We start from the raw sequence: 12,783 nt of genomic DNA, 5'->3' as shown, positions 1-12,783 counted from the left end.
CTGATGTGTGCTGAGAAAACAGGAGGTTTTAACTTGGTAAACTATAGACACTCATCAGGAGTTTACCATGAGCAAGAAACAGAAGACTTACACCGCAGAATTTAAAGTTGAAGCAATAAAATTGATTGAAGCCAATCAAGGCAATGTATCGGAAACAGCCAGACAACTTGGCATTTCAATGCAAACTCTTTCAAATTGGAATAATAAAGCAAAGACTGGCACCTTAGCAGGCACTAAACAATATTCACCTGATCTAAATGCCTTACTCGAAGAAAATAAAAAGCTCAAACAACAGCTCAAAACAGCTGAAATGGAACGTGAATTTCTAAAAAAGGCAGCAGCGTACTTTGCGAAAGAAAGTCAGTAAGGTACGCCTATATGAAACAGCAAAGATATTTATTCCCGATTAGCTTTATGGCTAGATTACTTCACGTTTCAGTGTCACGATTTTATGATTGGCTAAAACGAGGCATGAATAAAAGATTGGTTCAGCGAAATCAACAGACAATTTTGGTCAAAATAGCTCATGAGGAAACTAAACAAAGCTATGGCTATATTCGATTAACTAAGCATTTACAAGCGCAAGGTATCAAAATCAGTACGTATGCTGTACGTCAAATAAAAAAGCTCAACCAGCTGTATTGTAAGCGTCATAAGCGTTTCAAAAGAACTACGAAGAGTGATCATAATCGAGCGATCTACGCAAATTTACTAGAGCAACAGTTTTCAATGACTAAGCCCAATCTTGCATGGTCAAGCGATATTACATACATTTGGACTGCTGAAGGTTGGTTATACTTGGCAGCAGTAAAAGACCTGTACACGAAACAAGTGGTTGGCTATAGCTTAAATGAGCGTATGACCGCACAACTTGTTTGCAATGCACTGACTATGGCGATTCGTAATCAAAAACCAACGAAAGGCTTAATTATTCATTCGGACAGAGGCAGCCAATATTGCAGCCATGAATATCGAAAGATACTGGAAAAATGTGATTTTCAAGGTTCAATGAGCAAACGTGGGGACTGTTACGATAATGCACCGATTGAAAGTTTCTGGGGCATACTCAAGAATGAATTAGTGCATCATTGCAACTATAAAACCAGAGATGAAGCTAAAGCAGATATTACAGAATACATTGTGTTATTTTATAATCAGCGAAGAATTCAAAAGAGTTTGGATTTTAAAACGCCAAATCAAATAGCAGAGAACTTTTATCGGTTAGCTGCCTAGCATATCCCAAGTGAAAGTCTCCTGCTAATTCAGCACATATCACCCAAAAGGCTTTCTTGATTTTTAGAATCAAGACTTTTCTGTAACTCTTCTTCAAATAAATCATTGAATAACCAACGAGCAATGACTTGTTTGTGACCTTCCTTTCTAACATCTTGGAATGAAGAGTTAAGCATCATTTTAACTAGGGCTATAAATGGTTCTTTAAATTCGTTACTAAAAGCATTATTGAAATAGTAGTGATAGCCATGGCTTAAAGCATTTCTAATGTCTTTTTGACATAATTCTATAAATTTTTGAAAAGCATAGTCACGATCATAATTGTACATAGGAAGTAGTAAATCAGCTGTAGCCATTCGTACAGCTGCATGTTCATCGTTTAAAGCATTTTCTATAATATATTTATGTGAAACAGCATACTCTTGATCATCCCAGAATTTTTCAGCTAAACCTCTATATGCACTCCCTCTCGTACAATTAATTGTATTTCCGAACAAATCATGGCTAGAAATTTCATCTAATTTATCTGGATGACCAACAGTATGAATGTTTAATGAATTTGGTAACGGATCATCTGCAAGTTTGGCAATATCTTCCAATAGTTCTATGTGTTTAGGAGATAATAGCTTGGTTCTTCCTGAAAGTAATCGTTGAAGTTCTCGTGGATAAGTTGTGGTTGAAAAATGATCGATAACTTGCTCTATTAAGTCAATAGGACATGGTGCCCAATATTCTTTTAGATGTTCTGGAACTTGATCAAGATTATTTTCGCTTAACCCTGAATATAACGCATCAATATAATCTTGATGAATATGAGTGGGTAAGGTTAAAGAAAATTCTGCAAACCGTTTAGGCTCAGCATTTACAGCACTTCTAAAGGTGTTTGAAAATTGATGAATACTTGCTTCTGTGCAATCTTTTTTAAAACTATTAGCTTTAAATTTATTTGGATCTGAAGTAATAAGTTTTTTCCAAGCTTTATTTGATATATGAGTTCTAATAGGTGATGTAACAATACCTCCCCAACTATTAATTTTACTGCAAAAATCATCATCAGTATATTTTTCAAACTTTCGATTAAGTACTCCAATCAATTGAGCAGTTTCATTAGAAATACGTGAAGGATCTAATTTGGGTAATAAATAATATTGAGTTTTCCCCCAATAAGGAGAGTAGTAGTTTTTACGAGTTGCTTCTAAACGCCATTTGATCTGATCTACACCATAGTCAGAGGGGGAGTTGTAGATTACATCTTGAAGAAGTTCAAAGTTATTTAGACTACAATGTGGGGAATATTTTTTAATGAGCTTACCTGCTAACTTCCAAACAGGTTCTTCGCTATCGTTAGCTAATTTTAACTTATGAGCTGGATTGTCTAATAACCATTCTACAACTTCATCAGCATAGTTTATATCAATGTATACAAGAGCATTCGCAAATATACGATTAAATATTAAATTCTGATTTTTTTTAAATGGGCTTAATAATTGAAATAGCTCAGTTGATTTTAAAGCCATATTCTGAGATGCCTTACTTATAAGGGTAAACAAAGCTTTGTATATAAACGTCTCAAGTGATGTTCTTGTAGCGTATTCTTCAGACCATTTATAAGCATCAAACTCCTCAATTAGAGGCTTAGCAAAATACTGATCTAAAAAAGGTAAAAAGACTTTTAATACATCTAATGAATGGCTTTCAGCAAGCTTCTCAACACATTCTGTGTCGTAATCAGACCATTTTTCTCTTGAGTTTAGTCTTGCATGAAATTCTTCATCACACATAAGCTCTAATAGATACAAAGCTCTTAATGGATGCTGTTTAGTTAAATCATCCCAAAAAATATAATGACTATTAGTGCCAGCTTTTATAAGTTGTATACGAAAATCAAAGAGTTCATCCGAATCATTCTTCATATTCCAGCATAAACAGTTGTATATCTTTTGATTCCACTCAGATGATTGATTCACGAACTTAGATAATTCATTAATTAACAAGTTTGGGGTTTTATCAGAAACTGAGCTTAAAAGTTCTAGAGCTTTAGATTGCGTATCACCATCCTCATCTAACCAATCACTTAGATAATGACTTTCCGATAGATATTGAACGAGAGCAGGAGTACCGCTGCAACTTAATCTTATAAAATGATGGGCGAGTTCAGCATCATCAATAATTTTATTAATCAGCTTTTTGAGAGGAGCTTTAAAGTTTTCTATATGGCGTAATACGCTAAATACTAATGATTTCAAATGAAATCGAATTTCAGGATGGTAAAGAACTGCATCAATGCAATTGCAGAAAGTGTTTTCATTTTCTTCATATAACATTGCTAAGGCATATCTGAGATGTTCTCGTTTCAATAATGTTTGCTGATTTCTTGAGCCTAGTTCATTTATGAAATTTTCAGTAGAAGTACGACCAAGTAGGTATAGCTTTCTACCTATCGCATAATCATAAATCGCTTGATGTCTAAAGCTAATTTCTCTATTTTGCTCGGAAAGCAATCCAACAGAAATCATAGCTCTCTTAATTTTTGATGAACCATTTGATAATTGAGTTAATGAAATACTTAATTTGTTGGAGTGATTCATCAAATCTATAATTTCATTGAATAAATCTTCACTATCTGCTGTGGAAACTCCATAACTCTCATTGAGCTGTTCAAAGCGGTTATCGAGGAAACCTTTGATTAAATCTAATTTGCTTGTAAATTTAGGAGCGCATCCTAAATCATTGGCTAAATTGATGTAAATACCTAACCATAAAGGGATTCTTAAAATATTTTTTTGCTCATTATTCAAATGATCATAGTCTTCGAATTGGCTAACATATGGCTTAATCTGATCTGATTCAAAGAGCTTTAGTTCTATCTGTTTGACATCATTGTTGAGTCCACTAATCCAATTTTTTAGACGTACATCATCCTCGAACTCAAAGTTTCTTGTTGCCATAATAATTTTTATATTGGTATTAGCATGTTGACGTAGTAAAAGAATTTCCTTAACCATTTTGATGCATATATCTAATGCATTTGATGAGTGAAGGGCAGTCCAACGAAGTGCATCTAATTGATCGAGCAAGATGATAATTTCTTGACCTTTTCCATATTTTTCTAAGCAAGCAATAGGAGAATATGGAAATCCTAAATCTTTTCCAAATTGATCTAGATTTTTTTCAGGAACTCGCCTATCTAGTCGAATAGGAAGAACAATAGTTCCAAAGCGAACATAATGCTTTTTCAAATCCAATAAAAATGCACTTTTCCCAACCCCTGCATCTGCTTTAATTATTGTGATAGGGCTATTATTAACGGTATCAAGTGTAGTATTGAATTCAGGACGTTGAATATTTTGTTGTGATATTAAATAAGGCTCGATTGAGTGATCAAACTCATCATTTAGTGTTGCTATTACAGAGGACGTATGAGGGTCACTTGGAGAAGGTCTAAAAGAGAATCGATGAGTTTCTAAATCAGTTTTCAGAAGATGAGTCGTAATTGGTATTCTAAGTTTATTATTTTTAACTGGATAAGTTTGCAAGAAGTGAACTAGATGAACAGCAGGTTCATAAACTAATTTTTCAGCAAGTAATAAACATAATTCATGATCTGTATCATCCTCATTAAATTTAATTATTTCAAAACTTTGTAGGAAGAGAAGAGCTTTGTCTAAATCTCTTAAATTCGTTTGATCGAGCTTTAGCCGATAGCACAACTCATCAAATAACTTTATTCGGTCTTGGCTTATATCTTTAATTTGATGCTCAAAGAAGTCTGAGCTAGAACCTGTGCTATTCCTTGCACTTTCACAAATATCTTCTAGTAGTCTAAAACCAATTCTTGAAATGACTTTATAAGATTTTGAACCCGATAATATATGTTCAAAGCCTTTAGTTAAAAGTTTCTTAGATTCAAGTGTCGCAACTGTCCAAGCTTCTACGGATTTTTCTCCAATTTTACATTGGTGATGTTCTTTAGAGCCATCAAGATTACCAATAATGACATCTACAGCATCTTCATCATCACCCAATGGTTCAACTTGAACAAACGAAATTTTTTCATCTAATAATCTTAGTAGTTGGAATGTGATCCAAGATGATTCGTAACGATTTCCAATTTTTTCAGCCAAGCCACCAGGTTCTAGAGACACAAAAATCCTCAATTTTTAAAGCGTTATTATTTTTAATAATTTATATATTTTTTTCGTTTTTTTCTATAATTAAACTCATAATTTATTTAATATTTTTCAGTCATCTAGGTACTTAAGTAGTCTATTATTGAACTTATTGCTCTGATTTTTATTTTTAACAATTCATAATTGTGGATTTTCGTTTGTCTAAGTTGTTCAATTTTAAACTGGATATCAGGAAATTGTTCTTTTAAATCTTCCAACGCTTCAACTTCTTCTTCGAGTTTAGTGATTTCACTCTCAAATTCTTCCTTTTTCAAGTTGAGTTCTTGAAGAGTAGTTGTTGATTCTATACAAAATTGAGAACGTAGATCATTCAAATATTCAGTTTCAGTATAAGTTGTTTGTCCATATCTACTTTTTTCATCATCAACTGATAAATAACCATCTTTAACCAACCGAAGTATTAGCCGATAAACACTTTGATAATTAACATTACTATCTACTACTTTCAAAAGTTTAACTTTATCCCAGAAGTCTACCGTTTGCCATGAGTCAATCTTATAGCTACAAAATACGCGTGAAAGTTCTTTGAACATTGGTAAGTTTTGAATTTCCATATTCATCACTCAAATAATGAGGATTATAGTCCGTGGATTAAAACACTTCAATTCCTGATAGTTCTTGTATTTACGGTAGTCATCCATGAATCAAGAACTAGCACTGTCGATTGGCTTTAAAATCAGGGAAACTCGGAAAAATAAATCTATTAGCCAAGAACAATTAGCCTTATTAACAACGATTGATCGTAGCTATTTGGGGCGAATTGAAAGGGGGGAAGTCAGCATTACTGTTGAAAAACTCTACCAAATCTCACAAACACTCAATGTTGATCCTAAAATATTACTCCCTTGAAAGATACTTTTTTAGGAGATGTGGGGCTAAGAGATGATCAACTTTCAAGTTTGTTCTAAGCTTTACCTCTTCAATAATATCTATAAGTGTTTCTGTATTCTGATGAAGCTGTGACTCCAAATCATCAATTTGTGTGCGTAGATTTTTATTGGTGTCCGTAAGAGCCTGTCTTGTCTTTTTATTTACATAAAGTTGCTGTTCTTTAGTCTTTAGATTTAGTGGAGAAATCTGCTCAGATACATACAAAGATATGAGCTTCTTCCTTTCAGCCGAACTCAAAGTACTTAGCCCACCTGATATATAGCCCTTAGCTATTAGACGACTATGAAGAGCTTTATGCGAAATAGGAGATTTTTCAAAACCTTCAACCAACATCATTTGCAATTCTTGTTCGATGACTTCATCTAATTGTTTACCACGTAACATATTAGGCTTCCTTAGTCTCTTTTTTTTGCTGTTCTATAGCGAATAGCTCACTTAAGGTTGTTGGTAATTTAGTGATCGCATCTCCATAAGGAAAAACAGGAACAGGAGTTAAACCATTTTGCCTATCAAGTGCTTTTATTTTTAAATCACTTAAATAAAGTATTTTTTGACGTAAATCCTCAAGCATTTCGCTATAAGATAAATCATGGGCTACGATTTGCTCTATATGTGAAAACTTATCTAATAATTCATTCAAAGTATGTTTTAGAACTTCTAATTCACCTTTACGACCAGTTAAAGCAAAGTTTCCACATTGATCACCAGATTGGCATGCAAGGCGTTTAGGGCAATCGTGTACAGCGACTTCACGCATGCATCCACCAAAAGGCAAGGGGTGTAAACAAGCATGGCGTTGAACTAATGAATTGGCTAATGATTGATCCTCTTTAACCAGCTCATTAAAAGATTCAGCGATATCTTGAAAATATTCATCAAAGAAAGATTCCCTTACATAGCTTGCCACTTCATTTTTAGAGTCAAATGTCTGTAAATTCATTTTTAGATTATTTTCGAGACCCAATTGGTCTGAAAAATACATTAATCCATCATGTTTAATAGAATCAATTGGATAGTCTAGCTTAACTTCTTGTTTACCATTCTCATAAAGTGCCAATTCATGTTTTTCCAACAAACTAGCTGTGACTTTACGTTGTTTTAACGCTAAGTGTTGATAATATTGATTTTGCTTAATGTCTACACGTCCCATGAGCATTGCTTGCAGATGTTCAGCTAAACCACTAAGAGCTAGAAAAGTATTGATGTTGTGCCGAGGAATATGAGTGGTTAATTTAGAGTACTCTTTATCATTTTCCATTAATTGATATTTTTCAAAGACAGAAACACTTAAACTATTACCTAGAAAATTATTAATGATTGTCGCGTTTAAAGGTAATACATTCGACTTATTTATAAATGCTCTTTGTAACGTTGCTAATCTAAATTCATGAATAAAAAGTAGATCTTCAAAAGCAATTATTTCAGTTTTTCCTTCGTAGTTAAAAATGTGATCAATTGGAAATTCAGAATCGTAATTAGCTAACCCTTTAATAAATTGATTAATATCTTTTTTTAAATAATATCTTTCAATGCTTTGACCACTTCTAATTTCATTATAAATTGGAACATTTTTAATCGACTTAATTACAACATCGCGTTGTCCAGCTCTACCTTTATAGTTATCTTTTACTCCAAAAATGGTTCCAATGAGATCATCTATTTCAACAAAATCTTGATCAATATCATCAATAGATTTTGGCAAAAAATCTGAACAATTTTTTGACCTGATATAATACAGATGCTCTCTATATTCTTGGGTGAGACCTAATACTGACTGAAATATTGTCTCAACTAAATTAGCAGATAAAGGCTCAACCCAGTGGATTCTAAAGCCTGCTCCTTTCGCACCATGGTATTGAATTCCCAACGTGTATTGTTTTTGCCATCTAAAGTTAGATGTTCTTTGGTTACTGGATCAAGAATAGGTTGTTTGATCAATGCATCTGTCTTTAGGAGGATTGCTTCTGTTGAACGTAAACCAGTGACAATAAGCAATAATAAAAGATTTAGAACAATCTTTTCACCATTCGTCTCACACAAACTAATCAAGGACACAATATTGATAAATGTGCGAATAGAAATGAGTTTCTCTTTATCCAGATCATCTTCATCAAGTTCCAATTGATCTATTAAAGCTTTTGTTTTCTTGGCATTTGGAGTTCTATTTTGGCGGTTTATATATAGGTATTTTTGAGAAAATTCTAAAGGTTGTTCAGTTATACCATAGTGATTTAACATTTCCTGTAATCTGAGATATGTACCAGCGTGGTCAGGAAGATTCGTTTTACTTGAGTTTTCAACAAGAATCTCAAAAGATTTATTTAAGATTGATGTTGATAATTGACATGGATGTACATTATCAGTGTTTTCAGTATAAAGAGCACTGAACCAACGCTTGAGTATTAGAAATTCTGAATAAAGCTTCTGCGGAGATGCTTTAGAGTTAGATTTACGGTAACTAAGAATTAGTACTGATTTAATAAATTCTTGAAAAACAGGATCAATGGTTTTGTTTTCGATACCTTTCAATTTTTTAATCGTACCGAAAGTGAAATGTGTTTTACCACTTCTAGACAACAACCATCCTGATCCAATTGTACCACCATACCAAGATGAGTCATTCCAACCCCATTTAAAATTAGACTGTAAATTTTGATTAAAGTAATTTTTTTGTTCTTCAATAAACGTATTATATTTTTCAAGATTCATGGATATCATCCTTCTGTAATGCGCAACGAGCTATTACAGATTCAATTTCGAATTTAGTTGACTCATGCACTCGAATCAATGGATTTCTAGACACGCCAATCCCATCTGATAGCTTAATGAGTTCATTGATTTCACTTTGTATACTTTCTAGAACATTACTATGATTAGCATCAATAAAAGGATGAAAGTACATACAACCATAGCAGTTACGTACAGGTTGAAATAAACATTTGTCTTTGTAAGAACACCCACCAATATCGTAATGAATTTTGCTACCAATATTTCCCAGTACTTTTTTCTGATGCCAATCTTTCTTATAAACGAGCCTTCCAGTCAGGAGCATAGCGATCATTTGTCTATACAGAGAGTTTTTACCAAGTGCCTGCGCTCTAATTTGAGCTAGTTCTGGGGTAGAAAAAATATAATGTCTAGCTGTTACAACAGAAGAGTGACCTAAGATATATGCAATTTCCTCAGCTGAAGAACCTGCCATTGCCAAACTATAGCCAACATGATGCCTAAAATCTGAAAAGGAGTACTTTTGCTTTATCATTTCACCAGAAAGAACAGCTTCTCTATAGGCTTCAGGAGCAAAATCAAATAATTGTGTATTAATCGCTTTTGAGCAAAAGCGTGCGGAATTTTCTCCTAAATCAAATAACTTATCTTTTGGACTCAAGTCAAATCTTTCGATATAAGCAATGATGATTTCAGCAACTTCTTCTGGTAATTTCACTGCGATCTTTTCATGTATATAACGTGCTTGTTTTGCATAGGGAATTAGTATGCTATAGCGATGAAAATGATCAGTAGTGCGTGTGGTATCTATTCTTATGTCTTCAGCAGATAGCTTTGCTAATTGCACAGGTCTAAGACCAGTTACATACACTAAACCAAGTATTGATGAGTAAAGCAGTGTTTGTTTATCAATACCTTGAAAATCATCTTTGATAGCTTGGTTTAGCTCGATAAAGCCTTGTTGAATCATTGAAATGAGAGGGTAATCAATAGAATCTTCGTATTGTTGGTAATATAATCTTGAATTAAATGCTTGAGGACGTTCAAGAAATTCCAATTCGTATTCGTGGTCAAGATCAAAGCATGAAAAGTTCTCGAGAAATAGTAGCTTCACCAAAAACTTAAAATGATAATAGTATGTAGAATTATCGGCTTTTGCTAAATCAACCAATAAAGATTTCGCATTCTGATAATCAAGCTTTAACTTTCTAGTTTTTAGCGACTTTATTGCAAAAGTGTAAGCCTGTAATTTAGCTTCAAGTGCAGATGGTGTATTAACTTGAACATAATTCGCTAGAAAAAATTTAGCCAATTTTTTCTCTGACGTACTGAAGTTAGAGAGGTTTAAGTGAAGTTTTTTCCCTGAATAAGAAAAATTCCAAACATCGTTAGTTGTTTGAATGAACTTGCTATCAAATTTATCAGCTCTATGAAATCGAATGATTGTCGGTAAGTGTAAAGACTCTATGAGCCTAAGGTCAGCATCGTGGAAAATAATAAATTCACTAGAACTGTTCTCAATTTTTTCAAAATCTAGACTAAGTTGGGACATATTTTTATCAATCAAAATTTAATATTGGAATCTATGATCCGAGCCAAATTCATAAAATTAGCTCGTTCTACAATAAAGCGTTTACCATAATATATAGGCATTGTACTTGTAGGCGACCAACCACCTAAGGCTCTTAGATCATCCTGTGCTTTTAGTAGAGCATCATTTACACTTTGTTTGAGATCAGAGTGACTAGCATTTTCTTTCTTATATTTCTCAAAAGAAAAACTTAACATCATATAAGCCCAAGAATGTCTACATACGTGTGGAGTTAGACGTTCTATTGAATCATAAGCTGAAGTATCAAAACACTCAGGTAACAATGCCTTTAATGACAAATCTACTTGATCAAATATCTTTTTAACACTGGCATAACTTAAAGCGGAGTAGGGAGGCTTTAAAGATGTAAATAAGATTTGTGAAGGAATTTCTTTTCGGATTTCATTTATATAAATTTGAAGAATTCTATGGTCTCGTTCCTGTAGTTTTATTACTCGGTACGAATATTCATTTTTGATTTTTGGCTTTTTTGATCGTTCATCGAACTCATCATCTGTATTTGTAATAATTAGACTAAAATTATGATTCTGAATTGATTTTTTAATAGAATTGGTTGTTAGCAGCATAAGTTCACCAATTCTAAGACCATAGTTAAGCATGAGATGTATGATCAGAAAATTTCTGAGTTGCACACTTTTAGATCTAAAAGGATTTAATTCATTGTATCTATTAGAGTTGCTCGGTGAAATAACTGAATACAATCCTTTAATCATTTCCTGATTCATGCTCTTAAAATTATGATTTATCTCACTTTTAATTGTTTTATTGGCTTTAGAGAAATTATTTATAATTTTTTTCTTTATTGTCATATATTTATTCAAGTTTTCTTTAATTTTTTGAATTTCTTTCAACGTGAGTTGTGGCTGTGATTGGATGCTTAAGTATTCATCAATCAAAAAGTTGTAAAACTTTAGAAAGGATCTAATTCTATGGCCAATTGTTGTGTAATTGGTATGGTCTGTATTTCTTAGCCGAATAAGATTGCTATCAAATTTTTTATTATTTTCTAAATAAACAATGAAATTATCAATTTCAACTTGGATGATCTCAAAATTGTAGGATGAAGAGTAAAACGACTCACAAAAGGACGTGGCAAACTTTTCAAACCAAAATTCATACAAAAATTTTATTGCGATTAAATCTGCATGCTGCGTAGAGATACTTTGAAATCTAAGAAATTTCATCGTGTACAGCATAGGGTACAAACATGGACAAGATGAATCCAGATCAAATAAAAGAATAATTTGATTTTCGTTTGAAACTTTCTTTTCCAAATGAATTGTTTTTAAAGCAAACATAGTAAAGTTTATGAAGTATTCTTAAGATCAACATATCATATTTTATGACTGAAATAGAAATTAGTTAAGTTATTGAATTCTAGTTTAAGAAAGAATGATATGAAGTTATTATTAGGTGTATCGGATTTAACATAAAATTTCGTTATGCGACTTCCAAGCGATTAAAAAGGAGCCTTATCCAGGCTCCTTTTTTTAGTAATCAGGGTCAACATAAATTATTAGTTTTTTATATGAAATCTTCCAAGATTATCTACGTCCAGTTTTTTTAGACCTACTTCAATTAATTGATGCAATATTTCACTATCTTGTACTGTCGGATAGCCATTTTCTAACAATTTATTATTAATTTTTCTATGTGCCTCTCTAAGCATGTCTTGCTCTGACTCTTTGATTCTTAAGTACATATTTCTCTTACTCATATTAAAACTCCTGTTTACAAGTTTTCTATTGTACATGTTGTCATGAAAACACTTGATAAAACTTGTTGTCATGTTTATATTTACCTCAAATGTTTATATGACAACACGACAACATGAACAGACAAGAAGCATTCGAAATCGTCTCAAAAATCATCTTTGACAGGGCATGTCAGCTTATTGTCGGTGGTAACCCTGCGTATGAATCCGAAAAATGTCTATTCCATATCGAGATGGTGATGTTGGAGTGGGGATATAAGTCACCAGTCGTTTCTGAATATTGCGAGGCTGTAAAACAAGAAAATGATTTGATGCGAGAAATGGGGATTAAGGGATGATCAAAAATTATTCTAAACCGACGCTTACACAGGGGGGATTGAGTAATTTGGCTACCCCCTCTAATAATATGCGGGTAA

General features: G+C 32.9%; 9 protein-coding genes and 1 pseudogene. 3 read left to right on the top strand and 7 right to left on the bottom strand.

Annotated features, from left to right (window positions below; genetic code table 11):
- Positions 1 to 67 precede the first annotated feature (67 nt).
- A protein-coding gene (locus ACINWC743_RS08325) for an IS3-like element ISAba21 family transposase (protein ID WP_085947548.1) occupies positions 68 to 1,233 on the top strand; the annotation gives its coding sequence in 2 pieces (ribosomal slippage) (positions 68 to 326 and positions 326 to 1,233; 1,167 coding nt in all).
- A gap of 29 nt (positions 1,234 to 1,262) precedes the next feature.
- Here the strand turns inward: ACINWC743_RS08325 and ACINWC743_RS08320 are convergent.
- Together ACINWC743_RS08320 and ACINWC743_RS08315 are read right to left on the bottom strand one after the other, a co-directional pair.
- Positions 1,263 to 5,378 carry a hypothetical protein gene (locus ACINWC743_RS08320; RefSeq protein ID WP_009585096.1) on the bottom strand — a complete coding sequence of 1,372 codons (4,116 nt, stop codon included), beginning with the start codon at positions 5,376 to 5,378 and terminating at the stop codon, positions 1,263 to 1,265.
- Positions 5,379 to 5,482: 104 nt separating this feature from the next.
- Positions 5,483 to 5,977: a hypothetical protein gene (locus ACINWC743_RS08315; protein WP_009585102.1), complete on the bottom strand. Its 495-nt coding sequence runs from the start codon at positions 5,975 to 5,977 to the stop codon at positions 5,483 to 5,485.
- A gap of 85 nt (positions 5,978 to 6,062) precedes the next feature.
- Between ACINWC743_RS08315 and ACINWC743_RS08310 the strand changes: the two genes are divergently transcribed.
- Positions 6,063 to 6,272, top strand: a complete 210-nt coding sequence (locus ACINWC743_RS08310; protein WP_009585097.1) for a helix-turn-helix domain-containing protein — start codon at positions 6,063 to 6,065, stop codon at positions 6,270 to 6,272.
- Here the strand turns inward: ACINWC743_RS08310 and ACINWC743_RS08305 are convergent.
- The 5 genes and pseudogenes from ACINWC743_RS08305 to ACINWC743_RS08285 form a co-directional block, all read right to left on the bottom strand.
- Positions 6,261 to 6,698: a hypothetical protein gene (locus tag ACINWC743_RS08305; protein ID WP_009585094.1), complete on the bottom strand. Its 438-nt coding sequence runs from the start codon at positions 6,696 to 6,698 to the stop codon at positions 6,261 to 6,263. The two genes, ACINWC743_RS08310 and ACINWC743_RS08305, sit on opposite strands and share 12 nt — an antisense overlap.
- A 1-nt stretch (position 6,699) precedes the next feature.
- A pseudogene (locus ACINWC743_RS08300) lies at positions 6,700 to 9,023 on the bottom strand (hypothetical protein).
- Complete coding sequence (locus ACINWC743_RS08295; RefSeq protein ID WP_009585100.1) at positions 9,013 to 10,593, bottom strand: site-specific integrase; 1,581 nt, start codon at positions 10,591 to 10,593, stop codon at positions 9,013 to 9,015. Before ACINWC743_RS08295 ends, ACINWC743_RS08300 begins: the two are co-directional and overlap by 11 nt.
- 11 nt (positions 10,594 to 10,604) lie before the next feature.
- Positions 10,605 to 11,951, bottom strand: coding sequence for a site-specific integrase (locus tag ACINWC743_RS08290; protein ID WP_009585095.1), 1,347 nt, complete (start codon positions 11,949 to 11,951; stop codon positions 10,605 to 10,607).
- 218 nt (positions 11,952 to 12,169) lie between these two features.
- Positions 12,170 to 12,370 carry a hypothetical protein gene (locus ACINWC743_RS08285; RefSeq protein WP_035300723.1) on the bottom strand — a complete coding sequence of 67 codons (201 nt, stop codon included), beginning with the start codon at positions 12,368 to 12,370 and terminating at the stop codon, positions 12,170 to 12,172.
- A gap of 113 nt (positions 12,371 to 12,483) precedes the next feature.
- On the opposite strand from ACINWC743_RS08285, the gene ACINWC743_RS08280 reads away from it, so the two are divergent.
- Positions 12,484 to 12,705, top strand: a complete 222-nt coding sequence (locus ACINWC743_RS08280; protein WP_035300721.1) for a hypothetical protein — start codon at positions 12,484 to 12,486, stop codon at positions 12,703 to 12,705.
- The last annotated feature ends 78 nt before the right edge of the window (positions 12,706 to 12,783 follow it).

This window comes from Acinetobacter sp. WC-743, assembly GCF_000335555.1.
GTDB lineage: Bacteria > Pseudomonadota > Gammaproteobacteria > Pseudomonadales > Moraxellaceae > Acinetobacter > Acinetobacter bereziniae.
Note: the sequence above shows the minus strand (reverse complement) of the source record. Positions and strands in the feature narration are given on the sequence as shown.

Bases quoted from the DNA above. Each gene is read 5' to 3' on its own strand.
- ACINWC743_RS08315 (WP_009585102.1), bottom strand. From the start codon at position 5,977: ATGGAAATTCAAAACTTACCAATGTTCAAAGAACTTTCACGCGTATTT.
- ACINWC743_RS08310 (WP_009585097.1), top strand. From the start codon at position 6,063: ATGAATCAAGAACTAGCACTGTCGATTGGCTTTAAAATCAGGGAAACT.
- ACINWC743_RS08305 (WP_009585094.1), bottom strand. From the start codon at position 6,698: ATGTTACGTGGTAAACAATTAGATGAAGTCATCGAACAAGAATTGCAA.
- ACINWC743_RS08295 (WP_009585100.1), bottom strand. From the start codon at position 10,593: ATGTCCCAACTTAGTCTAGATTTTGAAAAAATTGAGAACAGTTCTAGT.
- ACINWC743_RS08290 (WP_009585095.1), bottom strand. From the start codon at position 11,951: ATGTTTGCTTTAAAAACAATTCATTTGGAAAAGAAAGTTTCAAACGAA.
- ACINWC743_RS08285 (WP_035300723.1), bottom strand. From the start codon at position 12,370: ATGAGTAAGAGAAATATGTACTTAAGAATCAAAGAGTCAGAGCAAGAC.
- ACINWC743_RS08280 (WP_035300721.1), top strand. From the start codon at position 12,484: ATGAACAGACAAGAAGCATTCGAAATCGTCTCAAAAATCATCTTTGAC.